The organism is Methylomonas montana, assembly GCF_030490285.1.
Taxonomy (GTDB): domain Bacteria; phylum Pseudomonadota; class Gammaproteobacteria; order Methylococcales; family Methylomonadaceae; genus Methylomonas; species Methylomonas montana.
Genome location: NZ_CP129884.1, coordinates 76,525 through 102,397, shown reverse-complemented (window position 1 = coordinate 102,397; position 25,873 = coordinate 76,525). Strand labels below are relative to the sequence as shown.

General features: G+C 54.3%; 27 protein-coding genes. 12 read left to right on the top strand and 15 right to left on the bottom strand.

Features of this window, described 5'->3' with window-relative positions; translation table 11 throughout:
• Nucleotides 1–15: 15 nt before the first annotated feature.
• The 5 genes from QZJ86_RS00500 to mnmG form a co-directional block, all read right to left on the bottom strand.
• Entirely contained in the window at nucleotides 16–384 is a 369-nt protein-coding gene (locus QZJ86_RS00500; protein ID WP_301935723.1) for an ATP synthase subunit I, read from the bottom strand.
• 349 nt (nucleotides 385–733) lie between these two features.
• The gene (locus tag QZJ86_RS00495) at nucleotides 734–1,582 is read right to left on the bottom strand and encodes a ParB/RepB/Spo0J family partition protein (protein ID WP_301935722.1); all 849 of its coding nucleotides are present in this window, start codon (nucleotides 1,580–1,582) and stop codon (nucleotides 734–736) included.
• Entirely contained in the window at nucleotides 1,579–2,355 is a 777-nt protein-coding gene (locus QZJ86_RS00490) for a ParA family protein (protein WP_301935721.1), read from the bottom strand. The genes QZJ86_RS00495 and QZJ86_RS00490 overlap by 4 nt, the downstream gene beginning before the upstream one ends.
• Nucleotides 2,348–2,974 carry a 16S rRNA (guanine(527)-N(7))-methyltransferase RsmG gene (gene rsmG / locus QZJ86_RS00485; RefSeq protein WP_301939060.1) on the bottom strand — a complete coding sequence of 209 codons (627 nt, stop codon included), beginning with the start codon at nucleotides 2,972–2,974 and terminating at the stop codon, nucleotides 2,348–2,350. Before rsmG ends, QZJ86_RS00490 begins: the two co-directional genes overlap by 8 nt.
• A complete protein-coding gene (gene mnmG, locus QZJ86_RS00480; RefSeq protein ID WP_301935720.1) occupies nucleotides 2,974–4,842 on the bottom strand; it encodes a tRNA uridine-5-carboxymethylaminomethyl(34) synthesis enzyme MnmG in 1,869 nt (622 codons plus the stop codon). Before mnmG ends, rsmG begins: the two co-directional genes overlap by 1 nt.
• A gap of 54 nt (nucleotides 4,843–4,896) precedes the next feature.
• Between mnmG and QZJ86_RS00475 the strand changes: the two genes are divergently transcribed.
• Genes QZJ86_RS00475 through QZJ86_RS00465 form a run of 3 tightly spaced genes read left to right on the top strand, consistent with a single transcriptional unit; the run spans nucleotide 4,897 to nucleotide 8,176 of the window.
• Nucleotides 4,897–5,148 (top strand): DUF7230 family protein, encoded by a 252-nt coding sequence (locus QZJ86_RS00475; protein ID WP_301935719.1) that lies wholly within the window; start codon nucleotides 4,897–4,899, stop codon nucleotides 5,146–5,148.
• Nucleotides 5,149–5,174: 26 nt separating this feature from the next.
• Complete coding sequence (gene ribA / locus QZJ86_RS00470) at nucleotides 5,175–5,783, top strand: GTP cyclohydrolase II (protein WP_301935718.1); 609 nt, start codon at nucleotides 5,175–5,177, stop codon at nucleotides 5,781–5,783.
• Between the two features lie 8 nt (nucleotides 5,784–5,791).
• Nucleotides 5,792–8,176, top strand: coding sequence for a Lon protease family protein (locus QZJ86_RS00465; RefSeq protein WP_301935717.1), 2,385 nt, complete (start codon nucleotides 5,792–5,794; stop codon nucleotides 8,174–8,176).
• Between the two features lie 7 nt (nucleotides 8,177–8,183).
• Here QZJ86_RS00465 and QZJ86_RS00460 read toward each other — a convergent pair whose 3' ends face one another.
• Nucleotides 8,184–8,723, bottom strand: coding sequence for a GNAT family N-acetyltransferase (locus QZJ86_RS00460; RefSeq protein ID WP_301935716.1), 540 nt, complete (start codon nucleotides 8,721–8,723; stop codon nucleotides 8,184–8,186).
• A gap of 148 nt (nucleotides 8,724–8,871) precedes the next feature.
• Between QZJ86_RS00460 and QZJ86_RS00455 the strand changes: the two genes are divergently transcribed.
• Nucleotides 8,872–9,621 (top strand): zinc ribbon domain-containing protein, encoded by a 750-nt coding sequence (locus QZJ86_RS00455; protein WP_301935715.1) that lies wholly within the window; start codon nucleotides 8,872–8,874, stop codon nucleotides 9,619–9,621.
• A 23-nt stretch (nucleotides 9,622–9,644) separates the two neighbouring features.
• Here QZJ86_RS00455 and QZJ86_RS00450 read toward each other — a convergent pair whose 3' ends face one another.
• A complete protein-coding gene (locus tag QZJ86_RS00450) occupies nucleotides 9,645–10,115 on the bottom strand; it encodes a hypothetical protein (RefSeq protein WP_301935714.1) in 471 nt (156 codons plus the stop codon).
• 229 nt (nucleotides 10,116–10,344) lie between these two features.
• On the bottom strand, nucleotides 10,345–11,067 hold the full coding sequence (locus QZJ86_RS00445) for a hypothetical protein (protein WP_301935713.1): 723 nt from the start codon (nucleotides 11,065–11,067) through the stop codon (nucleotides 10,345–10,347).
• Between the two features lie 295 nt (nucleotides 11,068–11,362).
• Between QZJ86_RS00445 and QZJ86_RS00440 the strand changes: the two genes are divergently transcribed.
• From QZJ86_RS00440 to QZJ86_RS00425, 4 genes are all read left to right on the top strand, one after another.
• Nucleotides 11,363–12,211 carry an aldo/keto reductase family protein gene (locus tag QZJ86_RS00440; protein WP_301939059.1) on the top strand — a complete coding sequence of 283 codons (849 nt, stop codon included), beginning with the start codon at nucleotides 11,363–11,365 and terminating at the stop codon, nucleotides 12,209–12,211.
• 105 nt (nucleotides 12,212–12,316) lie between these two features.
• Complete coding sequence (locus tag QZJ86_RS00435; protein WP_301935712.1) at nucleotides 12,317–14,356, top strand: TonB-dependent receptor plug domain-containing protein; 2,040 nt, start codon at nucleotides 12,317–12,319, stop codon at nucleotides 14,354–14,356.
• Nucleotides 14,357–14,372: 16 nt separating this feature from the next.
• The gene (locus QZJ86_RS00430; RefSeq protein WP_301935711.1) at nucleotides 14,373–14,885 is read left to right on the top strand and encodes a YfiR family protein; all 513 of its coding nucleotides are present in this window, start codon (nucleotides 14,373–14,375) and stop codon (nucleotides 14,883–14,885) included.
• Nucleotides 14,882–16,813, top strand: coding sequence for a response regulator (locus QZJ86_RS00425; protein ID WP_301935710.1), 1,932 nt, complete (start codon nucleotides 14,882–14,884; stop codon nucleotides 16,811–16,813). Before QZJ86_RS00430 ends, QZJ86_RS00425 begins: the two co-directional genes overlap by 4 nt.
• Before the next feature lie 40 nt (nucleotides 16,814–16,853).
• Here QZJ86_RS00425 and QZJ86_RS00420 read toward each other — a convergent pair whose 3' ends face one another.
• The 5 genes from QZJ86_RS00420 to QZJ86_RS00400 form a co-directional block, all read right to left on the bottom strand.
• Complete coding sequence (locus QZJ86_RS00420; RefSeq protein ID WP_301935709.1) at nucleotides 16,854–17,330, bottom strand: CreA family protein; 477 nt, start codon at nucleotides 17,328–17,330, stop codon at nucleotides 16,854–16,856.
• A 40-nt stretch (nucleotides 17,331–17,370) separates the two neighbouring features.
• Nucleotides 17,371–17,847 carry an MEKHLA domain-containing protein gene (locus tag QZJ86_RS00415; protein WP_301935708.1) on the bottom strand — a complete coding sequence of 159 codons (477 nt, stop codon included), beginning with the start codon at nucleotides 17,845–17,847 and terminating at the stop codon, nucleotides 17,371–17,373.
• A gap of 9 nt (nucleotides 17,848–17,856) precedes the next feature.
• Nucleotides 17,857–18,555, bottom strand: coding sequence for an RES family NAD+ phosphorylase (locus tag QZJ86_RS00410; protein WP_301935707.1), 699 nt, complete (start codon nucleotides 18,553–18,555; stop codon nucleotides 17,857–17,859).
• Nucleotides 18,555–18,959 (bottom strand): MbcA/ParS/Xre antitoxin family protein, encoded by a 405-nt coding sequence (locus tag QZJ86_RS00405; RefSeq protein WP_301935706.1) that lies wholly within the window; start codon nucleotides 18,957–18,959, stop codon nucleotides 18,555–18,557. Before QZJ86_RS00405 ends, QZJ86_RS00410 begins: the two co-directional genes overlap by 1 nt.
• A gap of 115 nt (nucleotides 18,960–19,074) precedes the next feature.
• Nucleotides 19,075–19,536, bottom strand: coding sequence for a hypothetical protein (locus tag QZJ86_RS00400; protein ID WP_301935705.1), 462 nt, complete (start codon nucleotides 19,534–19,536; stop codon nucleotides 19,075–19,077).
• A gap of 144 nt (nucleotides 19,537–19,680) precedes the next feature.
• On the opposite strand from QZJ86_RS00400, the gene QZJ86_RS00395 reads away from it, so the two are divergent.
• Together QZJ86_RS00395 and QZJ86_RS00390 are read left to right on the top strand one after the other, a co-directional pair.
• Nucleotides 19,681–20,487 carry a helix-turn-helix domain-containing protein gene (locus QZJ86_RS00395; protein ID WP_301935704.1) on the top strand — a complete coding sequence of 269 codons (807 nt, stop codon included), beginning with the start codon at nucleotides 19,681–19,683 and terminating at the stop codon, nucleotides 20,485–20,487.
• Nucleotides 20,488–20,512: 25 nt separating this feature from the next.
• Nucleotides 20,513–21,175: an HAD-IA family hydrolase gene (locus tag QZJ86_RS00390; RefSeq protein WP_301935703.1), complete on the top strand. Its 663-nt coding sequence runs from the start codon at nucleotides 20,513–20,515 to the stop codon at nucleotides 21,173–21,175.
• A gap of 62 nt (nucleotides 21,176–21,237) precedes the next feature.
• Here QZJ86_RS00390 and QZJ86_RS00385 read toward each other — a convergent pair whose 3' ends face one another.
• Nucleotides 21,238–22,407 (bottom strand): aminotransferase-like domain-containing protein, encoded by a 1,170-nt coding sequence (locus QZJ86_RS00385; RefSeq protein ID WP_301935702.1) that lies wholly within the window; start codon nucleotides 22,405–22,407, stop codon nucleotides 21,238–21,240.
• A gap of 61 nt (nucleotides 22,408–22,468) precedes the next feature.
• Here QZJ86_RS00385 and QZJ86_RS00380 point away from each other — a divergent pair, with 61 nt between their 5' ends.
• Nucleotides 22,469–22,951 carry a MarR family winged helix-turn-helix transcriptional regulator gene (locus tag QZJ86_RS00380; protein WP_301935701.1) on the top strand — a complete coding sequence of 161 codons (483 nt, stop codon included), beginning with the start codon at nucleotides 22,469–22,471 and terminating at the stop codon, nucleotides 22,949–22,951.
• Nucleotides 22,952–23,354: 403 nt separating this feature from the next.
• The gene (locus QZJ86_RS00375; protein ID WP_301935700.1) at nucleotides 23,355–23,810 is read left to right on the top strand and encodes a hypothetical protein; all 456 of its coding nucleotides are present in this window, start codon (nucleotides 23,355–23,357) and stop codon (nucleotides 23,808–23,810) included.
• Nucleotides 23,811–24,301: 491 nt separating this feature from the next.
• Here QZJ86_RS00375 and pdxR read toward each other — a convergent pair whose 3' ends face one another.
• A complete protein-coding gene (gene pdxR, locus QZJ86_RS00370; RefSeq protein ID WP_301935699.1) occupies nucleotides 24,302–25,753 on the bottom strand; it encodes a MocR-like pyridoxine biosynthesis transcription factor PdxR in 1,452 nt (483 codons plus the stop codon).
• Between the last annotated feature and the right edge of the window lie 120 nt (nucleotides 25,754–25,873).

Genomic DNA, 25,873 nt, shown 5'->3' with positions numbered 1-25,873 from the left:
TGTCCTCGCAAAAAACTAATCGCGCCACCAAAACAGCGCGAACCAAAAAACCGACAACACTGCGATATAACCTACCAACAGCGTTAAGAAATCAACAGAAGGAATCTGTAAAACGATGACAAACAGCGCCACCGTCAAAATCAACTTTACCGTTTCGCCCGCATAAAATGCATTAACGATACCCTGCGCGCCCGAATCCTTGGCCAGATAGACCTTATAGGCAAAATACAGATTAGGCAGCAATGCCACCACCCCCCCCAACATGGGAGATACCGCATTTTTCCAACCGCCTATCAATAAAAATCCCGACGCCACCAATGCAGCCATCAGGACTTGTCCAAAAACTACTTTTCTGACAGTAGAAAAATCATTTCTAGCTGCCATTCACTTCCCCTTTCGTCTTGAGCTGGGCGATTATATCCAGCCAGCACATCTAAAGCAAGGTAACCGCCCCCACCGGCTCGAGGGCAATCACATCGCCCATCATTAAATGAATGACTGAACTTGACTCTCGACACCCGCCAGAACCGGGGCGAACATAAACCATAGACTTTACCCGTGATTTACGACTCCAGCAGATATAGCAAACCTCATGCCAACAGATAAGCCTTTGATTTATTGTATTGCGGCATTTTTGCAGCTGTAGCAAAGTCAACAAATTGCAACCTTTCTGACGGCAACGCGACATTGACACTGCCAACGGCCGACAATCCAGCATTCAGCAGCCTCGGCGTTAATTGATTTTTTTAATAATGCCTTCCAACTCTTCCAAGCTGGTGTAACTAAAAACCAATTTGCCTTTGCCGCTGCTTTGATGATTGATTTCCACTTTTGCACCGGTTCTTTCGCTAAGCTCTTGCTGCAAGCGCAAAGTATCGGGATCGACTTTTCTGACGGCAGCCGGCTTTTCTTCATGCTGTTCGCGAACCAGCTTTTCCACCGCCCTGACAGTCAGGCCTTGCTTGACCGCCTTATTGGCGATCTCTATCTGCTTGACCTCGTCCAAACCCAGTAGCGCACGCGCATGCCCCATCTCCAGCAAGCCCTTGCCCAGCATGGTTTTGACTTCGCCAGCTAGTTCCAGCAGGCGTAATAGATTGGTGACCGTGGTGCGCGACTTGCCTACCGCCGTGGCAATTTGCTGATGCGTCAGCTCGAATTCGTCCTGTAAACGATGCAAGGCTTCCGCCTCTTCCAGCGCATTCAAATCCTCGCGCTGAATGTTTTCGATCAAGGCGATTGCCATCACCGAACGGTCGTCGATATCCTTGATCAATACCGGCACATCCTGCAATTCCGCCAGCTGCGCGGCGCGCCAGCGGCGCTCGCCGGCGATGATTTCGTATTTTTCGCCGTCGATCTTACGGACGATGATTGGCTGAATAATGCCTTGCGCGGCGATCGAATCGGATAACTCCTTCAGTTTGTCCGGATCCATGTCCTTACGCGGCTGATATTTGCCACGCTGCAAAAATTCGATCGGCAGGCTTTGAGTGTCTTGGGGCTTTTCCGTCACCGGCGCACTGACGTCACCCAGCAATTCGCTTAAACCTCGCCCTAATCCGCGTTTTTTATGCATCATTTTTTAGCCGCTTTTTCTTTTCTGATCATCTCGCCGGCCAGCGCGATATAGGCTACCGCGCCGCGCGAAGCCTTATCGTAAGCCAGCACCGGCACGCCATGACTAGGCGCCTCGGCTAGGCGGATGTTTCTGGGAATGGTGGTTCGAAAGACTTTGTCGCCAAAATACTCGATCAATTGATCGGAAACATCCTTGCCTAAACGGCTGCGGCTATCGACCATGGTCCGCAAAATACCTTCCAGATACAAACCCGGATTAACGCTATCGCGGATACTGCGCAAGGTCGACATCAACGAGGACAAGCCTTCCAGCGAATAATATTCGCATTGCATCGGAATCAACACACTGTTGGCAGCCACCATCGCGTTCAAGGTCAGCATATTCAAGGACGGCGGGCAGTCGATCAAGATGTAATCGTATTGATCTTTTATCGTTATCAACGCATCGGCCAGGCGCCGCTCGCGATGCTGGGCGCTCATCAACTGCACTTCGGCGGCGGTCAGGTCGGCATTGCCGGGAATCAGGTCAAAACCCAGCTGTTTGTTTTTGACGATAATTTCCGAGACCGGCACTTCCTCCAGCAACAATTCGCAGCTGGAATACTGAATCTCGTCCTTGTTCACGCCACAGCCCATTGCCGCGTTGCCCTGCGGGTCCAGATCGATCAGCAATATCTTGCGCTTGGTCGCCGCCAGCGCCGCCGCCAGATTGACACTGGTCGTGGTCTTGCCGACACCGCCCTTTTGATTGGTAATCGCGATAATCTTAGCCATGCTTGGGTTTCTCCAGTCGAATCAGGCAGCGTTCGGCCGCTATGCCGGGTACCGTCAGCGGAATCACGCTGTATGTTTCGGCCAAGTCTATCAGCTCCTGCTCAGGCTGCTGGCCTTTCATCGCCAACAACACACCGTCCTCGGCCAGCAAATGGCCGGTCAATTGCAGAATGTCGTTCATGCTGGCAAAGGCCCGGCAGATCACCGTAGAAAACAATTCCTCCGGCTGCAACAGCTCAACGCGACTATGCACCACTTCGACATTTTTCAGCTTTAACTCCAGCACCGCCTGCTGCACGAAACGGGTTTTTTTGGAATTGGAATCGACCAAGGTGAAATGCCAATCCGGAAGACAGACCGCCAACGGAATACCGGGCAAGCCGGCGCCGGTACCGATGTCGGCAACGCGCGGCGCTTGCAGATAGGGCAAAATCGCCAGACTATCCAGAATGTGCAGACTCACCATTTCCAATGGATCGCGCACGGCGGTCAGGTTATAGGCCTTGTTCCATTTCGCTATTAAATTGATGAAGCGCATCAATGCATCGGTACGCTCGCCACCAATATCCAGGGACAAGGCATTTAAACCCTGCTCAAGCTTATCGCGACAAACGTCCATCAAGCGCTTTTCTTTTTCAGGTGCACCAACAGCAGCGATATGGCCGCCGGGGTAATGCCGGGAATTCGCGAGGCTTGCCCCAAGGTTTCCGGACGCTGCTTTTTCAGTTTTTCGCTAACTTCGTTGGACAAACCGGAAACCAAACTGTAATCGACATTTTCCGGCAACTTCAAATGCTCATAGCGTTGAGTACGGTTGATCTCGGTTTGCTGCCTGTCGATATAACCGGCGTATTTGGCCTGGATCGCCACCTGCTCGGCAACTTGCTCATCGACTTCGGTTTCATCACTAAAACGCAGCAGATTCTCGACATCCACTTCCGGCCGGCGCAGCATTTCCATCAGACTGGCTTCTTTCAACAGTTTTTTGCCCCATAATTGCTCGGCCAGCGCGGCTTCGTCGCTTTCCGTTCGTATCCATTTTTTGGCCAGCTTGCCTTGCAGATTGGCGATGGCTTCGCGCTTTTCTTCAAAACGTTGCCAGCGGGCGTCGTCAACCAAACCCAGTTCGCGGCCTTGTTCGGTCAAGCGCAGATCGGCATTGTCCTCGCGCAGCTGTAAACGGTATTCGGCGCGACTGGTAAACATCCGGTAGGGTTCGGACGTGCCGCGAGTGATCAGGTCGTCTATCATCACGCCAATATAGGCTTCCTCCCGACCGGGGCACCAGCTTTCCAAACCTTTGGCCAGACGCGCGGCGTTGAGGCCGGCGATCAAGCCTTGTGCGGCGGCTTCTTCATAGCCGGTAGTACCGTTGATCTGGCCGGCGAAGAACAAAGCGTTCATGTGCTTGGTTTCCAACGAGTTTTTCAAATCGCGCGGATCGAAGAAATCGTATTCGATCGCATAACCGGGACGGACGATTTCCGCATTCTCGAAACCCAGCATGGTGCGGATGAAGCGGTATTGAATGTCGAATGGCAAACTGGTGGAAATGCCGTTTGGGTAGACTTCGTTGGTGGTCAAACCTTCCGGCTCAACGAAAATCTGATGGGAATCGCGATCGGCGAAGCGCACCACTTTGTCTTCGATGGACGGGCAGTAACGCGGGCCCACGCCCTCGATGATGCCGGAATACATCGGCGACCGATCCAGACCGGAGCGGATGATGTCGTGGGTTTCTTGATTGGTGCGGGTGATATGACAGCAGACTTGGCGCGGATGCTGTTCGCGACTACCCATAAACGAAAACACCGGCAGCGGCGTGTCGCCGTGCTGTTCCTGCAATTTGCTGTAGTCGATAGTTCTACCGTCGATGCGCGCCGGCGTGCCGGTTTTCAAGCGGCCGATACGGAAAGGTAATTCGCGCAAACGCTCGGCCAGCGCAATCGACGCCGCATCGCCGGCGCGTCCACCGCTATAATTCTCCAGACCGATATGAATCCGTCCAGCCAAAAAAGTCCCGGCGGTCAACACTACTGCCTTGGCATTAAATTCCAGACCCATCTGGGTTTTTACACCCACCACGCGATCGCCTTCGACCAACAAATCGGAGACAGTTTGCTGAAACAAAGCCAAATTCGCCTGATTTTCCAATGCGCTACGCACGGCTTGCTTGTAAAGCATCCGGTCGGCTTGAGCCCGCGTCGCCCGCACCGCCGGACCTTTGCTGGCATTGAGGATGCGGAACTGAATACCGCCTTTATCAATCGCTTGCGCCATGATGCCGCCCAGCGCATCGACTTCCTTGACCAGATGGCCTTTGCCGATCCCGCCGATCGCCGGGTTGCAGCTCATCTGCCCCAAGGTTTCGATGTTTTGCGACAATAACAGGGTTTGCGCACCAGAGCGGGCGGCAGCCAGCGCCGCCTCGGTGCCGGCATGGCCGCCGCCCACTACGATCACATCAAAGTCTTTCTGGAATTTCACAGGCAATCTATGTTCAAATAAAACGTTATTTTAATAGCTTACGGAGAAAAAAGCATGAGAAAACAAAACCCAAGCAAGGGTTTGGACGACAAACCCATTAAAAATCCGGTGGCGAAATTCGCCCATCGCTTCAACAAAGCGCAAACCTACGCCGACAAAACCCAATACCGCCGCAAAGCCAAACATCAAGGCCTGGAGCCTTTCTCAATCGTTTTGGAACAAGCGATTCAGAAAGGCTCTCGGCAACCGCTCCCGGCGTTGCCCTACCTCCTGCATCCATGCAGTCGTCGGCTTTTGCCAATTTAAGCCGCGCATTAAGGATTTCAATATCAGTGAAAGCAAGCATAGAAGATAAAGTTCAAACCCGGATTCCCACCAAGCACGGCGAATTCATTCTGCACTACTACAGCAACAGCCTCGATAAAAAAGAACACGTCGCCTTCGTCAAGGGAGACGTGGCCGGCAAGGAAGACGTGCCGGTACGCATCCATTCCGAGTGCTTCACCGGCGACGTGTTGGGCTCGCGGCGTTGCGATTGTGGCGAACAACTGGATATGGCGCTGGACATGATCAATACCGCCGGTTGCGGCGTGCTGATCTATCTGCGCCAGGAAGGCCGCGGCATCGGTTTGCTGAAAAAATTGCAGGCTTACAATTTGCAGGACCAAGGCCTGGATACCGTCGATGCCAATATCAAGCTCGGCCATTTGGCCGACGAGCGCCAGTACGACATCGCCGCGCTCATCCTGAACAACTTGCAGGTGCGCTCCATCGAGTTGATAACTAACAATCCGCAGAAAATCGACGAACTGACCAAGCTTGGCATTCAGGTTCACGGCCGCATCGCCATCGAAACTCGCATTCATCAAGACAACCTTGAATATCTGAAAACCAAAGCCGAACGCATGAGCCACATGCTCTCGATGCCGGACAGCGAATAACAAACGCCATGCTCGAACATTTAAAACTGCCGGTATCGGCCCTCAAGCTGGCCATCGATCTACCCAACGTCGCCCCGCCCGCCCAGCATAACGGCATCCTCGGTCAAAACCGGGCGCAATCGGCCCTGGCTTTCGGCATCGCGATGAAAGCGCCAGGCTACAATATCTTCGTGATGGGCGATCCCGGCACCGGCCGCTTATCGATGGTCAGCCATTACCTGAACGCTTATGCCGAGCAACAGGAATCGCCGCTGTCCTATGCCTATGTCGACAATTTTGAGAACCAGCGCGAGCCGGTGGCTGTCGAACTGCCGTCCGGCGAAGGCCACAGTTTTGCCAAGGACATCGAAAAACTGATCGACGATGTACTGGCCACCTTTCCGGCCGCTTTCGAAAGCCCCAGTTATCAGCAGAAAAAAACAGCGATAGAGCGACGTTTCAATCAGCGCTACAACAGCGCTATCGACCTGGTCGACACCAAGGCCCGCGAGATGAGCGTGGCGCTATACCGGGACAGCGACACCATCACCTTCCTGCCGATCCGCAACGACAAGGCTCTGGACGAAGAACAATTCACGCTGCTGCCGCAAGCCGAGCGCGACGCCTTCCATCAACATACCGAGGAACTGGAAGAATTTCTCGGCGACGTGTTGCTGGAATTGCCGCAATGGCGACGCACGCTGGTCGAGGAAATCCGCCAGCTCGACAACGACACCATCAAGCAGGCGCTGGAACCCTTGCTGGCCGAGCTGAACGACAAATACCAAAACGTCGACGACGTGATCACCTATCTGGCGGAAGTCGAAAAAAACCTGGGCAACACCATCGGCGACATGCTGATGCCCAGCCGCAGCCAGGACAGCCGTGAGATCATCGCCAAACGCCTGGCCCTGATCGAGCAATATCTACCCAATATCCTGGTGGATTGCAAACACGATGGCAACGGCGCGCCGGTGATCTACGAGCCGCATCCGATTTATCAAAACCTGTTCGGCCGCATCGAATACGTCAGCGATCAAGGTACGCTGGTCACCAATTACCGACGTATCTGCCCCGGCTCGCTGCATCGCGCCAACGGCGGCTATCTGATCCTGGATGCCGAGAAAATCCTGACTTACCCTTTCGTCTGGGAAGGCTTGAAGCGGGCGCTACAGGCTGGCCGCATCGAAATCGAGTCGCCTTATTCCGAGCTGGGCATCAACACCATCACCCTGAAACCCGGCGTGATCCCGCTCAACGTCAAGGTGATTCTGGTCGGCTCGCGCGACATTTATTATCTGCTGGAAGAACTGGATAGCGAATTCAACGAGATGTTCCGGGTGTTGGCCGACTTCGACGACCACATCAAACGCAGCCCGGACAATGTCGGCCAATTCGTGCAGTTGCTGAAACGCCATGCCGCCGATTCCGGCGCCAAAACCTTGACCGACGGCGCTTTACTGCGGCTAATCGAGCATAGTTGCCGGCTGGCGGAAAATCAGCAGCGCCTGTCCGCACACGTGAATAGCTGCCTGGAAATCATCGCCGAGGCCAATTTACTGGCCAGCCAAACCCATGCCGCCAACATTGACAAAGCCGAGGTCGAACTGGCGCTATCGGCCCGCGAACAACGTAACGGCCGCATCGCCGAAGCGATTCTGGAAGAAATGCTGGAAGGCACCATCCTGATCGATACCGACGGCGAAGCCATCGGCAAGGTCAACGGTCTGACGGTGATGGACATCGGCGGCAGCAGTTTCGGCGCGCCGGCGCGGATCACCGCCACCGTGCATCCCGGCTCCAGAGGCATCGTCGACATCGAGCGGGAAGTGGAATTGGGGCAGCCCATCCATTCCAAAGGCGTGATGATTTTGAGCGGCTATCTCGGCCACTGTTACGCCCAGCAATTTCCGCTGGCGATCTCGGCCAGTATCGCGATGGAACAATCCTACGGCCATATCGACGGCGACAGCGCCTCGTTGGCCGAATTGTGCTGCCTGATTTCCGCCTTGACCCGCACACCGATCCGGCAAGGTTTCGCGATGACCGGCTCGATCAATCAATACGGCGAAGTGCAAGCCATCGGCGGTGTCAACGAAAAAATCGAAGGCTTTTTCAGTTTGTGTGCAGCACGTGGCCTAACCGGCCAACAAGCGGTGATCATTCCCGAGTCCAACAAACGCAACCTGATGCTGAAACAGCAAGTGGTGGATGCCGTTGATCAAGGTCTGTTTGCGATTTACACCGTGTCGAATGTCGACGAAGCGTTAAGCCTACTAACCGGCCAGGAAGCCGGCACGATGAACGCCGAAGGCCAATATCCGGAAGGCAGTGTCAACTTCAAAGCGGTGGCAAGATTGAAAGAAATATCGGAGATGACATCCGACGACGATAAGGAGACCGAAACCGGATAAAAAATGTTTACTCGGCGGCGGAAAGGCCAAGCGGTTTTTCCAAAAGTTCCAAGGACAAGCCCGTCACTTTGGGTAGCCACAGCGCCGGATTCGCCGGAAAATCCTTTATAATTCCGGTACGCCGGTAACCGCGCCGTTCATAAAAGGCGATCAATTCTTCGCGGCAGGGAATCACCGCCATCAGCAAACGCTCAACCGTCCACGACTGCCGGGCTTGCGCTTCGGCGGCTGCCAACAACCGTTTACCTATCCCCTGGCCTTGCAGCGCCGGATCGACCGCCAGCATGCCTATTTGTACTTGTCTATCCTGATACTGCAAATGTACCGAACCCCGCAACTCACCACCCTGTCGACACAACAGGATCAGCGAATCGGCGGCGGCGATTAGATTCAGAACATCCTCGACATCGGTTCTACGGCCATCCAGCAAATCGGCTTCGGTCGTCCAGCCCTGCCGGCTGGATTCGCCGCGATACGCCGAATTGATCAGCCGAACCAGCGACTCCGCGTCGGCCGGCTCGGCTTTGGTAAATGTCAGCTCCAACATCGTTAACCTCAAAATCCGTCTAGTTCGACAAATTGCCGAACGCTCAAATAAAAATCTCGCCGAAAAATAATAAATCCCGGCCTTGCTGCTAAGGTATATCGGCAAAACCGAACGCCGATTCGTCACCCATCAAACCCGGAGGCCTTTAGTGAAACAATGCCCAAAGTGTAACCGGGACGTGCAGCCTACCGAGGAAACCTGTCCTCACTGCGGCATCGTCTTTGCCAAATACTATAAATACCACGGCAACTCAAGCACGCCGGCGGCGGAACGCCCGCAAGTCGTGATTCAGATAGACCCAGCCGCGGACACGCTTTTTGGCAATGACACCTACCGGGATAACGAAGCCGTCTTTCTAGGCCGTTGCCTATTATTACCTGGATTTTTACTCTGGAGCTGGCTGCTGATCACACCGGGCCTAGCCAGCAACTCGGCCGGCGAATCGTTTCTGCACCTGGTCAACCTGCCGTTTCACGAAGCCGGCCATCTGATTTTCCGGCCATTCGGGCAATTTATCACCTCGCTGGGCGGCACGTTGGGACAAATCATGATGCCGATGATTTGCATGCTGACCTTGTTATTAAAAACTCGCGATCCCTACGGCGCCGGCTTATGTTTATGGTGGGTAGGCGAGAATTTCCTGGACATCGCGCCGTATATCAACGACGCCCGCGCCGGACAATTGCCGTTGCTGGGCGGCAATTTCGGCCATTCCGCGCCTTACGGATTTCATGATTGGGAATATTTACTGACCGAATCCGACCTGTTGGCGCAGGATCATCTGCTGGCCAAATTGGCACAGCTGATCGGTGCGATGTTGATGATTGCTTCGCTGATTGGCTGCGGCTATGTGTTGTTAAAGCAGCGGCAAGCGCTGACCAACTCGAAACCGGAGTAAGTGCTATTTAAATTGCCCCGAAATTATCCCAACCACTCTTTAACTTTCGCCTTCACCTGCGCTTTTACCTGCCGCGACCAGCAGTAAATCTCGGTGTCGACTATCTTGGCGTGCGCCCATTGCAGCCAGCCCATTACGGTGTGATAAACAAAGGCAATAACAGCAAACGTCAACAATTGCGGCTTGGTCAATTTAAACACCCGCGCCACCAGCAAGGTGCCGAGCAACTTGGCGAACACTTCCAGCAAAATGCCCTGCAGCAGCAAGCCGTGCAATATCAGCGACAAGGCCGCCAGATTGATAGGCGTCACGATCAACACCGGGATGGTAAAGGCCAGCAAAGCCATCGCCGGTGTGGTTTGACTGAGCCAACGCTCGACACTTTCCAGCCTGAGCAGCAAGGCCAGATAATGAGCGCAGGCCGATAGAAAATCCCACAACCATTCTTCAATGATAAGCAGGATAGCCAGCAGGGTAAGTAGGAGTTTTTTCATGTCGGCCAATCGGCAGTGAGAGAAGGACACTATACCGAACCGCAATCGCCATTGTCGCGAACTAAAATTGCGCGACTCGGGCCTATTAGCCTGGGCGGATATTTTCGAAGAACGCTCGGCCCGGCTTAAGCAAATCTTCGACCAGGAGAAGGCGATACCTCACGCCCCGCCGATTATTTCATTCCGCATGGGACACAAAAGCAGTAGCCACTACTTGGCTACGTGGCAGCTAGGCGACTTGCTTCATGAACTTGAACCCTAGCGTGCGCCGGCCCGTTAGCAAAAGACCGCATAGCCCGGACCCAAACAACCACAGCGCCGCCGGAATAGGTACCGCCACCACCTCCAGAGAGGCTAGCGTGGCATTGATCGCAAACTTCCCTTGGTCGGGATTATTCACATCCTTTACAAACATTAGAGATATGTGCCGCTCGGGATACAGGGTGATATCCGGTGGCAGAAGAGGCAAATTACCATTTGAAAACAGTAGCTCAGTGTCGTCAACGATACTTAGGCCCGCAGAATACAACGGCGCAATCGTGCCGGAACTGCTTATGTCGTTATCAATATCCGCCCACACGACATATTGATCGAAGTTTCCATAGAAGCCATCGATAATTGACAGCTCCCCGCCATTCGCATGTCCGGTAAATCCATTGCTGGATAGATCGACGGAGGTAATGGGATACACGTTTTCCGTGTCGCCGCCCTCGACATCGCTGCTGACAGGCAACGCTTCGGAGTCATAATAGAAATTGCCGGAAACCGCCGTACCGATTTGGAACTTGGACTGCAACTCCAACAGCCATGCCGCACTGGGATCTTTATAAACAGCGAGGGTCGAATCCTCTGCCTGATTGATGACGCCCGCAAAATGAATTCCGACCAATGCCGCAAAAGTCTGCCGACAAGAAAGCAATAAGAGCGCCGCTAATAGAAACCTGAGTTTCATCGTATTCTCCATGTGAGCATTGAGGGTTGCGCACATCATCCATGATCGCCAGACTCTAGGCAATAGACTCAGGCATTTACGCTGAATCCTCTCGATAACCCTTGCGGTACATTTAGCGAAGCTTCTCGGAAATCCGTCGCAGAATGGGCTCTGCCAACTATATTCAATCAAATCGAATATTGCTTTTTTCGCGCCAACGGCGGCAATACCATTACCGAACTGGCGATTTCAGCCCTCACCCGAATTGACGATAGGACAAGGATCACCGAAGATCATGGCTTTTTCGGGAGCCGATATGAACGCCAACGACTTTATCATCTCCGCCGCCGGCGTGCGTATGCCGGGCATCATATATGGCACGGCTTGGAAGCAGGAACGTACCGCCGCGTTAGTGGAACAAGCCATCTCCACTGGCTTTCGCGGCATCGACACCGCCTGCCAGCCCAAGCATTATCACGAAGCCGGGGTTGGCGAGGGCATTGCAGCGGCTTGCCGGAAACTGGGTCTGGCTCGATCCGAACTTTATTTGCAAACCAAATTTACGCCCTTAAACGGTCAGGATCCGCTACGCATCCCCTACGACGCCGAGGCCAGCCTAGCCAAGCAAGTCGCGCAATCGTTTCAAACCTCGTTGAAAAATCTGCAAACCGATTACCTGGATGGCTTGGTGTTACATTCACCGCTGGCCAATCGCCCACAATTGCTGGAAGCTTGGCAGGCCATGGAAAATATCGTTGACGACGGCGGTGCCAAGCAGTTGGGCATCAGTAATTGCTACGATCCTGAGCTGTTCGAATTTTTGTATCACAGCGCTACGCTCAAACCGGCGCTGATCCAGAACCGGTTTTACGCCGACAGCGGATACGACGTAACCATCCGCGAATTTTGCCGGCAACACCATATCGTTTATCAAAGTTTCTGGACGCTGACCGCCAATCCTAAGCTGTTGGCTGATACCGTCCTGAAAAATCTGGCGGAAAAATACCAGCGCAGCCCGGCCCAAATCTTTTTCCGCTATTTGAACCGGATCGGTATCGTGCCGCTGACCGGCACCACCTCGGCACAGCATATGCGGGACGACTTGGCCATTTTCGATTTCGACCTGAACGACAAGGAATTGGATTCGATAACGGCTTTGTTCTGATACCCGCAACGGCGGGTTGGCCTTTATCCAGGCAATAGCCTAATTGCCTGAACACGCCGCTCACTTATAATAGCCGTTACCTTCGCTTTCGACGTCTCGATTGTCATGCCTTTGAATCGTTATTCGCGCCCATTCGCCAGCCTGTGTTTTTCGATCTGCCTCGCGTATGGCGATGCCGTTGCTCAGGAAAATGCCTCTGCCGTCGAATCCACCAGCGAGCTGCTGCGCTTAAGCTGGGAGGAACTGACCGAACAGGATGTCTCCGAGCTGGCCCGCCAATCGCAAACCGTCAAGGACAGTCCGGCCGCGGCGTTTGTGATCACTTCGGAGGACATTCGCCGCTCCGGCGCCACCAGCCTGCCCGAGGTGTTGCGGATGGTGCCCGGCATGAATGTCGCCAAGCTCAATGCCTGGAACTGGGCGGCCAGCGCGCGCGGTTTTAATGATTTGTACGCCAACAAACTGCAAGTGATGGTGGACGGCCGCAGCATCTACGACCCGTTGATCAGCGGCGTGTATTGGGGACAGCAAAACCCCTTGCTGCAAGACATCGAACGGATTGAAGTATTGCGCGGCCCCAGCGGCAGTCTGTGGGGGGCCAATGCGGTCAACGGCACCATCAACATCATCACCCGTTCGGCCCGCGATACGCAAGGCGGCCTGATCAGCGCCGGCGGCGGCACCGAGGAACGCGGCTTTGGTGGAATTCGTTACGGCCAGAAATTATCGGATTCCACCTACCTGCGCGGCACGCTCAATGCCGTGGTACGCGACGCCAGCATCGACATGAACGGCCAGCAGGGTACTCATGACGCCGGCAATGCCGAAAACGCCAACTTCCGTTTGGACAGTCAGCTGAGCGCGCAGGATAAACTGATGCTGGAAGCCAATGTATCGCGCTATCGGCTGAACAGTTACTTTATCGGCAAAACCTCGCCGCAGCCGCCGCTTTGGCAGCTCGACGACTTCGGTAAGGACGGGGTCGCCGGCAGCTTGCAGAGTACTTGGTCGCATCAGACCGATGCCGGCCACAATTGGCGGCTGAACATGGCCTTTACCCAAACCGAATGGCAACTGGCGGTGAATCGGATGAGCCGTTCGCAGTATGTGCTGGATTTTCAGCACAGTATCCCGGCATTTGCCGGCCATAAGTTGATGTGGGGCCTTAATTATCAGACCATCAACGACAGCTTCGAGAATAGTCTGACCTTAGCTTTCAACCCGGACCAATTTACCCAACACAATGTCGGGCTGTTTGCGCAGGATCAGATCGATTTAACCGACCATCTGCAGCTGACCATCGGCAACCGGGTGGAGCATTTCACCTATACCGGTTGGGAAACCGAGCCGAATGCCCGGCTGTTATGGACGCCGCACAAGCGCCACCAACTTTGGGCCGGCGTCTCCCGCGCGGTCACGCTGCCTAACCGCGCCCAGCAAAGCATCCGGCTATTTCTGCCGATTCCCGATGCGCAACAAACATTTTTCCTGGCCGAAGCGGACCGAAGCATGCGCACCGAAAACTTGCTGGCCTTCGAACTCGGCTGGCGCTGGCAGATTTCCAATAGTCTCGATTTGGATACCGCCTTGTTTTACAACATTTACGATCGGCTGCAAGGCGTCAGAATTGCCGGCTCGCCTGTTATCGATCCACGCTTTAACCAGACAACGCCCGTCGTTCCCACCAGCATAGGCAATTACCGGCAAGTCAAAAGTTACGGTCTGGAGCTGTCGCTTAACTATCGAATAAATCACGATTGGCGTATACAAGCCTCTTATAGCGGCATCCAGCTCGACGCCAACGTCGACCAGAGCCAAACCTGGTTTCTCGATCCCTTGGCCGAACAAAAAGTCAATCCGCAGCATAACTTGTCGCTACGCTCGATGTTCAATCTCACCGACGAGATCGAACTCGATGCCTGGGGCCGTTACGTCGATGCTATCGAAGTCAATCGCCGCCAGATACCGAACTATGTTGCACTGGATTTACGCCTGGGCTGGCACCCGCATAAAAACCTGGAACTATCGTTAGTCGGGCAAAACCTGCTGGACAATCAGCATCCGGAATTTAACGATGTGTTGTATATTCCGGTCGCCAGCCAGATACAGCGCGGTTATTTGGCGCAAGTCACCTGGCGCTTTTAATCGGTTATCAGTGTCCATGCGCCTGCCCACACTTTTGCTACTCAGCATCTGCGTTTGGCTAACCGGTTTGGCCAAGGCGGCGGATGGCAGCGGCATAAACCGGGAGTTTCAGCTAAAAACCGCTTATCTTTTTCATTTTGCCGAACTGGCACAATGGCCGAGCTCCACACCAATCACCATCTGTTTGCAAGGCGCCAGCCCGATAAGCGCTTACCTGCCGGCCTTGGAAGGACAGCAAATCGACGGCAAATCCATTCATGTCGATCTTACCGGCAGGCCCAATCTAGAACAATGCAGCATTTTATTTTTGAGCGAGCTCGCCGCTCTGGATTCGGTATTATCTACACAAGCCCGGACCTTACATATTTTATTGGTCAGCGATGTGGAGGATTTTGCCTATCGTGGCGGCATGGTGCAATTTACGTTGCGCGACAATAGACTGAAACTGGTGGTAAATTTAGCGGTGGTAAGATCAGCCGATCTTAAGCTAAGCTCGAAATTACTCCGGATGGCCGAGATCATAGAATGACAGTGTCGACACCCCCTCGTATTTCCATCAGCCGCAAATTGAGCAATATTCTGCGGCTCATGGTGATATTGAGTCTGCTAGTGGCGACGATTTCGTTGTCGATCCGCGAATATACCGCCTTGCAGCAAGCCATCGGCCAAAAGTTGACTTTGACTGCCAACATGATCGGACAGAACAGCAGTTTTGCACTGCTGTTCGACGATAGCCAAACCGCTCAGGAAGTGCTGGATGCGCTGGCGCACGATCCGGACATTATCAGCGGCCAAATTCAAACGCCAAACGGCAAGACGCTAGTTCGCTATGAAAAATCCGCATCCAATTGGCATGCCTGGTGGCCGGACTGGCTACCCAAAACTCGGCAGGTCACGCAACCTATCCTGCATAAAAATCAACAGATTGTTGGCCACATCACGCTGATTGCCAGCCTGAAACAGGATTATCACACCCTGATAATCAACACGGCGGCCGACACCGGCATTATCCTGATCGCGCTGAGCATCGTGGCGCTGTATGTGCAGCGCTTGCAACGCTCCTTTTTGGGGCCGCTGCTCCGGCTGGCCAATACCGCGCGGCAAATTGAAAAAGACCACGATTACAGCCGACGCGCGCAGTATACCGGCAACGACGAAATCAGCGACCTGGCCGAAGCGTTTAACAATATGCTGGCGCAGATACAGGCCCACGAAACCGATCTGGAAAGCCAGGTTCGCAACCGAACCAGCGAGTTGGAATCCGCCAAACGCGACGCCGAATCGGCCAACCAAGCCAAGAGCCAGTTCCTGGCCAATATGAGCCACGAGATCCGCACACCAATGAATGCGATTGTCGGCTTGGTCGAGCTATGTCTGAACAGCCAACTCAGCTTCAAGCAACGCGAGTATTTGAAGCGGGTGGAATCGTCGGCGCATTCGCTGATGACGCTGATCAACGACATTCTGGACTTTTCCAAAATGGAAGCCGGCAAGATGCCATTGGAAACCATCCCCTTCCTGCTGGAGGAAATGCTGGAACATGTGTTTTCGACGATGACTCAGTTGAGCTCGAATAAGGGTATTCGGCTGATTCGGCCGATATCGGAGCAAAGCTATCACGCGGTGGTCGGCGATCCGCAACGGCTCCAACAAATCCTGATCAACCTGATCGGCAACGCCATCAAGTTTACCGAGCATGGCGAGGTAAAAGTCAGCTTTAATGAACTGAGCCGCAACGCCCAATCCGTCCGCCTGCAATTCGCCATCAGCGACACCGGCATCGGCATCACTACCGAACAGCAAACCAAGCTGTTTCAAGCCTTTAGTCAGGGCGACAGCAGCGTAACCCGCAACTATGGCGGCACCGGCCTGGGCTTGATTATCTCCAAGCAACTGATAGAACAAATGGGCGGCATGATAGACGTCAGCAGCCGAGCCAACATCGGCTCCACCTTTACCTTTAACGTGCTGCTCGGCGTCTCCGACCTGACCACGATCCGTAATTTTCAGATTCGCCGCCACCGCGCCAGCATCGACGTCGGCAAATTACGCCAGCTTTTTGGCGCGCGGGTATTGCTGGTGGAGGACAACGAGATCAATCGGATCGTCGCCATCGAGTTATTGGAACAAGCCCAGCTGCAAGTGGATATTGCCGAAAACGGCGAACTCGCCTTGAATAAGCTGCGCCAAAACGAATACGACTGCGTGCTGATGGATGTGCAAATGCCGGTAATGGACGGCTACCAAGCCACCCGGCTGCTCAGGCAAATCCCGTCTTGCCGCGATATGCCGGTAATCGCGATGACCGCCAACGTGATGAATAGCGATTACCAACACTGCCTCGCGGCCGGCATGAACGATTTCATCGGTAAACCGATACTGCCGGCGACGCTTTACGAGGCCTTGTTGAAATGGATCAAACCCAACGCGGATGAGCCGATAAACACAGCTTTATAGGCTATCGGCGCGGGCGACATAAGCCGCGCCGGCCGCCGTCTTATTTCCCCCAAGGCATCACCGGCACCGTGGATACGCTATTGGCCGGCGCGCCTTCGATGACTTTCCGGCTAATCGCTAGATAAACCAGGGTATTGTGCTTGGCATCCCACAAACGGGTAATGTTGGTGGACTTGAACAATAGCGAGGTGCTTTCCGAAAACACGGTTTCCTCGTTTGGCAATTTGGCCGGCAAGTTGATCGGACCGATTTGCTGGCAAGCCAAGGAAAACTGCGACGGGTCTTCGGCCAGGCCCAAGCCGCCGGAAATACCGCCGGTTCTGGCCTGGCTGATATGGCAAATCACATTCGGAATTTTCGGGTCTTCGAACACATCCACGCAAACTTTGTGATTGGCGCCGATCAGTTTCCAGGCCGTGGTTATGCAACCCACTTCATCGGCCTGCGCCGCGCCAGCCAGCATTAGCAACAATCCGCAGCATACGCGGCCGCCACGTTTTAAGGATGTTTTCAGCATAAATTTCTCGCAGACTGTGAGTTGAACGGAAGGATTAATTTCAGGGTAACAAGCGCCAGTCGCTAAAACAAGCGGCCTGGCCGTAATAGTTCCGCTGGTTATCGTAGACGTTCCACACCACCGCCCGCTCGATCAAAAAACGTTTGCCTGATTTGGCGATACGCACTCCGGCGTAATTGTCGATATAACCCTGGCTGGCAACCTGATTCAGCAAGCGTTCGCGTTCCTCACGGTTGACCGGCTCCGCGGAAAAGCGCGACGGCAGGCCGACAAACTCCGACCAAGACAGCTCGAATAAATCCAGAGCGGTTTGGTTGGCGTAATTGAATAACGGGTCGGCGTCGGTGTTATGCGACAGCAACGCGAAATCCGCTTCAAATACTTGCTGACCTAGCGGCAATCCGGCGGATGGTTCCAGCAAAGGCCTGCCCAGCAGACGCCGATAGCTGTTCAACAGCAATTCGATATGGTTCTCGTAAAAATCGTTTTCCTGACTGGGTACTGGCAAATCAAGCATGGCTATCGATTAAACACCGGGATGGTAAAGTTCTTTTTTATAAACCGCACCGATTTGGCGGCCGTCCCAGACATAGCAATAATGCGCGCCTTGTTTGACCGGCGACAACAAGCGCGGCTTAAATACTGCCACACATTCGCCGCCCGCGGCTCGCACGCTGGAATAAACGATGCCGTTCGATCCGTCCGCGCGCAATTGCCTGGCCATGGTTTGCGCGGCAGCGTAATTGCCTGTGTCGGCATCATAAATATCGGGGATTTCGGTTTGCTTGCCGCGAATGTCGTGCAGATCGGCAGCCAAATCGGAAGCGTAACTACGCATGTCGATCTCGATTGGCGCTTGTTGGGTCGCCGCTAAAAAGCGGCCGCGATGAAAGCGAGTCTCGCTGATCGCGGTATCGATGTCGTTGGCCGCGTAATACACGCCATAACTGCCGTCGCTAAACCGGCTGCCTTCCGGATTAAGATGGGTAAATGCGGCCATGATCGGCGTGGTACCCGGCCCGGCAACCCTGTCTTCTGCTGCGACCAACCGGATATCGCCGGCTTCGTCGCGCAAGCGGTCGTTGGTCAGCGCCTCAATGGCAAACACCACCTCCAGATCGGCCGGGTCTGCCACCCTGTCGAACAAACCGGTTGGCGGAAACCGGCTGGGCACCAGCCGCCAGCAAGGCCGCCAGTCTATCCGGCTGATCTTGGGTGCGGGCATCAGGCCCAACCGCATTGGGCGTCCAGATACTGGCGCACCACATATAAATCCGCCACCCGCCCCGACAGCATGCGTTGCAGCGCGGTTTGTCCGGCAAACGGCATCGCCTGATTGGGTTGATGCAGCCAGCCATCGGCCGCTTCCGGCTTGGGCAGCAAAATCTGCAAGGCCTTATAAATGCCGAAGATATACGACAGCCTTTCCAATTTATCCGCGTTCAGGCTGGCCGTTTCCGGATTTTTCTTCCATTTAAAATAGGTGCTGCGCGAATCCAGCCCCAACAACGCCATGGCCTGTTCGACATTCAGTCGCCAGGCGTCGGCAATATTGAAAAACGTCCGCAAAGCGGCGCCAGCCACCATCGCGTTATCGGCCGGTAATTGTGCTTTAGCCGTTGCCAACATAAGCCCTCCAGAAACTTATTTAAGACTTTGACTAAAAATAAGTCTATTTATGAACTTTGTCAAACTGGCTTTAAGTCGTCTCCCCAGCGCTAACGATAGGTTTGCACCAAGGATGCTACGATCTCGACTTCCAGGCAGCCCTGGCCACCAGAATCGTCGCCGCCAGAAATCCGACCGTCGTCAGTGTAAAACTGATGCCGGCTTGAATCGGGAAATGCGGTTCGACCGGCAGAGCCGAGGCGTCCGGCTTGGCCGACAAGCCTCTGAGCAAAAATGCCAAGGGGTTGAAAAACGCCCCAAAGCAACAGGCTGCCACCACCCAGACCGGCGGAGCGATGGCGTATTGCCGGAACAATAAAAAGAAAATGAACAGAAATTGGGCCATCATCAGGTAATCGATGTGGGCGCGGATAATGTCGGCCCGTTCGACCAGGTGGCCGGCCAACACGCCGTCGGGAAAAAATAGCGTGATGCCCAGCAGCCAGGCGATGCTCAACGCTATCGTCAGACAGAATATCGCAAACGCCAGCAAAAAGACATTTGCCATCGGTTCGCGTGGAAATTTTTGATTGGTCATGTTTATCCTCATTTTGATGGACTTTGGTCCCGGTTATCGAATGCCCCAAGGGCAAACGCCCGAACCCCGTTGCCAAGCGCAAGCGCTTTGACTAGACTGCCTGGCAAAATGTCGGCTGGCTGGACGCAACAGGGAGCATAAACAATGACCGATACACCTCGCTTGTATGAACGTGCTGCGGTTACCGCCAGCCCATTTGACGCACTTTGGGACATCAGCGACGGCCGTACCTTTTTTTGCGGCCCGTTGTACTACAACGCCAACCATCAACACGGCGCCCCGGTGTTTCTGGCCGGACTCTACGGGAAGTTTCGCTTAAAAATAGCAGGCAGCGATTGGCTGTCCTGCCGCACGGCGGTGATTCCGGCCGGCGTGTTGCACGAGCTGGATGCGGGTGGCGATCCGCTGGCGGTGTTTTACATCGAACCAACCATTGCCGGCGTCGAGGCACTATTACCCTTAACCCGTAACACCCGCTCGGTCAACGGCGCCTTGGTGGGCAATGGTGGTGAAATCGCCTTCATGCGCGATCTTTACGAAGACCGCTACGATCCTCATTGGAGCGCGCAGCCCTTGGCAGATCTGCTGGAATACGCCAAACGGCGGGCAAACGCCGACGCGATTGACCTGCGCATCGGCCAAATCGTCGAGTTTTTATTCGAGCAAGGCGACGACCTGACCTCGGTCATCGCGCTGGCCGCCAACGTAGGACTGTCCCCTTCCCGGTTTCAGCACCTGTTCAGCCAGCAGATCGGCGTGCCGTTTCGCCGTTATCGTGGCTGGAACCGGATGCGGCAGGCGATACGCGAAGTCATCAAGGGCCACAACTTCACGACCGCCGCGCACGCCACCGGTTTTTCCGATTCCGCCCATTTCAGCCACGAATTTCGCAAGACCTTCGGTGCCGCGCCGACGGTGGGTTTGCATAAATTAGCGAGGCTGCAACGCTAGGCTTCCGATCAATCACGATACGAGCATGACAAATTACAAAGGACTTATCTGCGTCATTTTTGATCTGGACGGCACACTGGTTGACAGCGAAGGACTTTGCAATCAAGCGTTTCTCGATCTGCTTCCACAGTTGGATGACAGCTTGACGTCGCTGATAACCCGGTATCGCGGCCAAAAATTAGCCCCCATTCTGGCCGATCTCGAAAGCCGTCTTGGCCTGAAACTGCCCGACACCTTTGAACGGCATTATCGCCAGCATGTTGCGGAACTGTTCGCGCGCGAATTAAAACCAATGCCCGGCGTTCTGGAGATGCTCGAGGCTACGCACTTTCCCAAATGCGTCGCCTCGAGCGGACCTGTTATGAAAATCCGCCAAGGGTTACAGGTTAGCGGCCTGGCGCCGCACTTTGGCGATTACATCTTTAGTTCGTACCAGGTCGGCTCCTGGAAACCGGAGCCCGACCTATTCCAATATGCCGCCCGCACCATGGGCTTTTCGCCCGGCCGATGTGCGGTGGTAGAAGATAGTGAGGTGGGTGTTACGGCTGCCGGCACAGCGGGGATGCAAGCATTTCAGTATCTGCAAAATACCGAAGTGGGCTTGCCTCCAGCCGAAAATAACGTGCTGTTTGACGATATGTTGCAACTACCCCAACTGCTCGCCGACTTTGCTAGCCAAGCCCGCTAATGCGCCAAGCGATCAATCGAGCTTTTTCCATAGGAATCGCTGGCCCGAGCAGTTCGACCGGGTCAGACGAAGTTCCTAACCAACTCCGCCAATTTACCCAGCCCCAACTCGGCCTGCGCCTCATCGGCGTGACTGAAGTTCAGGCGTAACTGGCCGCAAGCGTCCACCGCCATCGGCAAGAAGGGTTCGCCGGGCATAAAAGCCACGCCCGCTTCGATAGCCTTGGGCAACAGCTTGCGGGTATCGATGCGGCGATTCAGCGTCAGCCAGAAAAACAATCCGCCGGGCGGGGTTTGCCAACTGGCCAGATCGGAAAAATGGCGGCGTAGCGCGGCTTCGAACGCGTCGCGGCGCTGCCGATAATGTTCGGCCAAATCCACCAGCTGCTGGGCGCGGACCGGATCGTTGAGTTGCTGCAACACCAGCCACTGACTGACACGATTGCTGTGTAAGTCGGCCGCCTGCTTCAAACGGGTCAAAAACGGCAGCAATTCCGGCGAAGCCACCAGATAGCCTAAACGTAAGCCCGGTGCCAGACTCTTCGAAAACGAGCCTTGATAAATCCACGGCGCCCGCTGCAAACTGGCGCAAACCGGCGTGCGTTCGCATGCGTCATAGACCAAATCGCGGTAGGGATCGTCTTCAAACAAAGGAATATTGGCGGCATCGCAGGCGGCGGCCAATGCGGCGCGTTCCGCTGTATCCAGGCAGCGGCCGCTGGGGTTCTGAAACGTGGGTATTGCATAGGCAAACGCCGGCTTTTCCCGCCGCAACTGGTCCAGATCGGGTGCCCCGGCATCGTAAGCCACGTAGCGCGCGCCGAAAAAGCGAAATACCTGCAAAGCCGCCAGATAAGTCGGCGCTTCCACCGCGACCGGCGTACCGGGATCGATGAACAGCTTGGCGACCAGATCGATGCCTTGCTGCGAGCCGGACAAGATCAACACCTGTTCGGCGGAGCATTGCAAGCCCAGGCTTTGCATGTCTTCGGCGATCCGCTCGCGCAACTCCTGTTCGCCTTCGCTGGCGCCGTATTGCAGCATGTGCTGCGGCATGGCTGCTAAATTGAATTGCGGAAAACTATCCAGCGAAGGCAATCCGCCGGCGAAGGAAATCATGCCGGGTTGATCGACAACCGCCAGGATTTCGCGAATCGGCGACGGATGCAGGTCTTGGGTACGAGCGGAAAAACGGATAGGCTGTTGCGGCGACAATTGGTTCATGGCGGGCATTATAAATGTCAATAAAGTTGACCTATAGCCATGCTAACGGCTACCTGCCTATAATGTCAATATGGTTGACCAAATATCCGCTATCGACAATATCCCACTTGACGACACATTGGCTTCGCGGCCGCGCGAAGCTGCATTGTGCCTGGCTATCGAGCAGTTTTATTTCGGCTACCGCGCCTTTACCGTACAGCCCGACCGTATCCTGGCCGAACGCGGCCTGGGGCGGGTGCACCACCGCATCCTCTATTTCGTCGGCCGCAATCCGCGAATGTCGGTCAACGCGCTGCTGAGCATGCTAGGCGTCAGCAAACAAGCTCTGAACGCGCCTTTGCGACAATTAGTGGAAATGCAGCTGGTCGCTATCGATACGGCCGAGCATGACAAGCGGGTAAGAGAACTGTCCTTGACGTCAAGCGGTGCGGAATTGGAAACGCAACTGACCGGCACGCAGATGCAACAGTTGCAAACAGTATTCGAACAGGTCGGCTCCGACGCGGAAGCTGGCTGGCATCAGGTCATGCGCAGCCTGAGCAGCCAAGGCTGACACCCAACACTTGCCGCGTATTCCATCGTAAATCCGCCACCGGTTCCGCAGTATTGCCGACCACTGATTCTGAAGGAACCAGGTCTTTCAATCACTCAAAATATGCAAGAATCTGTTGCGGTTTTCAATACGGAAATAAGTTTGCGCCAATAACCCTATAATTCCGACTGTTTTTGTCGGGAATTCGATAAATTGTCGGATTCTTGTTAAGCATTCCGGCGAATAGGCTTATTTTTGCGGGTTTTAGGTTTGCCAGCGAAGCGACATCTTTCTATTTTAATTTTTAAAAAACAAACGGTTATTGCCGGTTTATTATTTCCGTATTTTGAAGCCAGCGGTAATTGGTCATGATTTTGCTTGGCTATTGATGTCTTTCCAAATCAAATAGACTAAGGGGAATGAAATGTTTGAACACAAAAATCTTGACGGCGCTTGGAACCGCGTCGTTTCTTCAACGGATGCATTTCTGAATGGCGATATTCTTGAATGTCGGGATATGGTGGGCTCCGAACCCGAGAAAATCAGCCGTCTGCAATATGCTGTGGTCGGCCAACGGCTGGTAGAGCGCTGCCTGCCGCCGGAAGCCCTGAGCGAAACCTGGGCGCACGACGCCGGCAAACTGCCTTGGTGGGATTCAGTTAAAAACCCGCCACACATGGGAATTATCGCCGACTTCAACAGCCACAACGGCGGCCTGCATCGTATTCCTTTCGACGCCAATCATAATGTCGTTGGCTTTGCTAACGAAGGCGAGGAAATCGTTTTCGTCAAAGGCGTGTACACGGTTAGCCGCAAAAGCGATGGCAAAGAGTTAAGCGCCACCACGATGCGTCAATTGCGCGAGCTATATTTTACGTAACCGGCGGTGTGATTGGCATAGGACGGGGTTGAGCAAGGCGAAACCCCGCAGCAAGCGTAATCCGGCCTGAAGTTGCCGGCAAAACTGATTCTCATATTTCGTTGCGCATACGCATCGCTTAACAAGGCCATGCACGCAGGTGATGGCCAACTTTAAGCGACTGCTTCCTGGTTTGTGATTGCACACTCCGAAATCTTTGTAGGTCGCAAAATAGCCGAAACTATGAATTCGCCGCCCTTGACAACTGGCGTTAAAATTTTTGGCGAGGCCAAGGCCGCTGCCCGCCCCCAAAGAGTCAGACACCAGTTTCCAATGAACGACTGGTTTAGTCTATACAGCAGCCTGTTTATCCCAGTAGTTTGTTTAAAAATTCAATCTGACAACAGGGCGGATAAGCGTAGCGTCACTTTTGGGAGCATACCATTATCGATATTGTAAGTTTGGTTCAAGACATAGGCTTTAACTCTGGCATTCGTCAAACCGTCTAACGACTAGCGAGGAACTTCCCGCATCAATGTGGCGAGTTGGACGATCGCCTCGTCTATGCATGTGCTGTTTATCATGCCTAAGCCAAAGGCAAAGCCGTTCAAACTACTTTTCGCGATGGGATAGCGTGTCAACGCATAGAGTCCCATGCCTTTATCCGCCGCGCGCTCGGCGATGTCTTCCGCTTGCAAGCGCTGATCTTTTAGCAACGCCGTCATATGCAGTCCACATGGGGCTGAAATCGGTTCCAATAAGTCCGGGCAGTGACGACTTATCGAGGAAACTAGCGTGGTATGCCGGTCACCATAGATCTTGCGCATTCTGCGGATATGCCGCGCCAGATGGCCTTCGGCGATGTATGAGGCCAGGGTTTCCTGTTCCAGCACCGGACTATGCCAATCGCTAAATCGTTTTGCGGATATAAGAGCCGTTCTGGCCCATCCCGGTACGACCACGAACCCCAGACGCAAGGCCGGAAACAGGCTTTTCGAAAACGTACCCAGATAAAACACCTGTCCACTCCGGTCAAGCGTCTGTAAGGCATCGAGCGGATTGCGGCTGTAGCGAAATTCACTGTCGTAATCGTCTTCGACGATGACCGCCCGATGGCGTTGGGCGAATTCAATCAGAGCGGTACGGCGGCGCATCGACAGTGTGTGGCCCAAAGGGAATTGATGAGTTGGCGTTACGTAAATCACGCGAGTCTGTGGCGGAATGTCCCCCACCCTTATGCCTTCTGCATCCACCGGAATTCTGATGATCTGGGCGCCTGCCGCGGTAAAAGCGACGCTTGCCGGCTGATAACCGGGATCTTCAATCGCCACCAAAGTCTGACCGGGTGTGACTAATATTCTAGCCAGCAAATCCAGCCCCTGCTGAACGCCGGTGGTAATCAAAATATCGTCCGTTTGACAGGCCACGGCGCGGGCGAATGATATATGGCCGGCAATGGCCGCCCGCAAACGGGACTGACCCTGCGGGTCGGCATAATGGCTCAGCATTTTCGCAAGGTTACGTTGAGAGCGCAGTAGTAAGCGCTGCCATATCGGATACGGGAAGTTTGAATTGTCGGATAGGCCAATCCTGAAATCAAAGCGATAAGGCGGCTGAAACGATAGCGACGGCAAAGGCGGATTGCGCCAAAATGGGTTCAATCGAGCGTCGGCTTGGGAATCGACGGTCTGCGGCGAATGTCGGCAAATGTGCTGGGCGACGAATGCCCCGGCCCCAGGGCGAATATCGATATAACCCTGGCTTTGCAGCATATCGTAAACCGCCACCGCAGTATTACGCGATACCCCAACAATCGCGGCGAAGCGTCGGGTCGCCGGCAGGCGCGTGCCGGGTTGCAATCGGCCGTTGATGATGGCGGAGCGTAACTGCCGATGCAGTTCCCTAAGCAAATTTCCTGAACCTGGTGCCGGAAGAGCAATGGCTAATTCAAAAATTGGTTCCATAACATTCGATCTAAGTGGCTCTGTTTTCAAGATCGCGGGGCGTGCATTATTTCATAAAATCGCAGTTTCAGCGTTAATGCTGGGACGTTGTTAACGAGATAACAATGGCCGAGTAGCGAC

What these genes read in the sequence shown, in the direction of transcription:
- QZJ86_RS00410 (WP_301935707.1), bottom strand. Translation starts at nt 18,555, where the DNA reads ATGCCCGCACCCAAGATCAGCCGGATAGACTGGCGGCCTTGCTGGCGG.
- QZJ86_RS00375 (WP_301935700.1), top strand. Translation starts at nt 23,355, where the DNA reads ATGTTTGAACACAAAAATCTTGACGGCGCTTGGAACCGCGTCGTTTCT.
- QZJ86_RS00495 (WP_301935722.1), bottom strand. Translation starts at nt 1,582, where the DNA reads ATGATGCATAAAAAACGCGGATTAGGGCGAGGTTTAAGCGAATTGCTG.
- QZJ86_RS00435 (WP_301935712.1), top strand. Translation starts at nt 12,317, where the DNA reads ATGCCTTTGAATCGTTATTCGCGCCCATTCGCCAGCCTGTGTTTTTCG.
- QZJ86_RS00425 (WP_301935710.1), top strand. Translation starts at nt 14,882, where the DNA reads ATGACAGTGTCGACACCCCCTCGTATTTCCATCAGCCGCAAATTGAGC.
- pdxR (WP_301935699.1), bottom strand. Translation starts at nt 25,753, where the DNA reads ATGGAACCAATTTTTGAATTAGCCATTGCTCTTCCGGCACCAGGTTCA.
- QZJ86_RS00465 (WP_301935717.1), top strand. Translation starts at nt 5,792, where the DNA reads ATGCTCGAACATTTAAAACTGCCGGTATCGGCCCTCAAGCTGGCCATC.
- QZJ86_RS00385 (WP_301935702.1), bottom strand. Translation starts at nt 22,407, where the DNA reads ATGCCCGCCATGAACCAATTGTCGCCGCAACAGCCTATCCGTTTTTCC.
- QZJ86_RS00380 (WP_301935701.1), top strand. Translation starts at nt 22,469, where the DNA reads ATGGTTGACCAAATATCCGCTATCGACAATATCCCACTTGACGACACA.
- QZJ86_RS00475 (WP_301935719.1), top strand. Translation starts at nt 4,897, where the DNA reads ATGAGAAAACAAAACCCAAGCAAGGGTTTGGACGACAAACCCATTAAA.
- QZJ86_RS00415 (WP_301935708.1), bottom strand. Translation starts at nt 17,847, where the DNA reads ATGCTTGATTTGCCAGTACCCAGTCAGGAAAACGATTTTTACGAGAAC.
- QZJ86_RS00395 (WP_301935704.1), top strand. Translation starts at nt 19,681, where the DNA reads ATGACCGATACACCTCGCTTGTATGAACGTGCTGCGGTTACCGCCAGC.
- QZJ86_RS00420 (WP_301935709.1), bottom strand. Translation starts at nt 17,330, where the DNA reads ATGCTGAAAACATCCTTAAAACGTGGCGGCCGCGTATGCTGCGGATTG.
- QZJ86_RS00460 (WP_301935716.1), bottom strand. Translation starts at nt 8,723, where the DNA reads ATGTTGGAGCTGACATTTACCAAAGCCGAGCCGGCCGACGCGGAGTCG.
- QZJ86_RS00405 (WP_301935706.1), bottom strand. Translation starts at nt 18,959, where the DNA reads ATGTTGGCAACGGCTAAAGCACAATTACCGGCCGATAACGCGATGGTG.
- QZJ86_RS00450 (WP_301935714.1), bottom strand. Translation starts at nt 10,115, where the DNA reads ATGAAAAAACTCCTACTTACCCTGCTGGCTATCCTGCTTATCATTGAA.
- QZJ86_RS00490 (WP_301935721.1), bottom strand. Translation starts at nt 2,355, where the DNA reads ATGGCTAAGATTATCGCGATTACCAATCAAAAGGGCGGTGTCGGCAAG.
- QZJ86_RS00430 (WP_301935711.1), top strand. Translation starts at nt 14,373, where the DNA reads ATGCGCCTGCCCACACTTTTGCTACTCAGCATCTGCGTTTGGCTAACC.
- QZJ86_RS00400 (WP_301935705.1), bottom strand. Translation starts at nt 19,536, where the DNA reads ATGACCAATCAAAAATTTCCACGCGAACCGATGGCAAATGTCTTTTTG.
- rsmG (WP_301939060.1), bottom strand. Translation starts at nt 2,974, where the DNA reads ATGGACGTTTGTCGCGATAAGCTTGAGCAGGGTTTAAATGCCTTGTCC.
- QZJ86_RS00445 (WP_301935713.1), bottom strand. Translation starts at nt 11,067, where the DNA reads ATGAAACTCAGGTTTCTATTAGCGGCGCTCTTATTGCTTTCTTGTCGG.
- QZJ86_RS00500 (WP_301935723.1), bottom strand. Translation starts at nt 384, where the DNA reads ATGGCAGCTAGAAATGATTTTTCTACTGTCAGAAAAGTAGTTTTTGGA.
- QZJ86_RS00440 (WP_301939059.1), top strand. Translation starts at nt 11,363, where the DNA reads ATGAACGCCAACGACTTTATCATCTCCGCCGCCGGCGTGCGTATGCCG.
- QZJ86_RS00390 (WP_301935703.1), top strand. Translation starts at nt 20,513, where the DNA reads ATGACAAATTACAAAGGACTTATCTGCGTCATTTTTGATCTGGACGGC.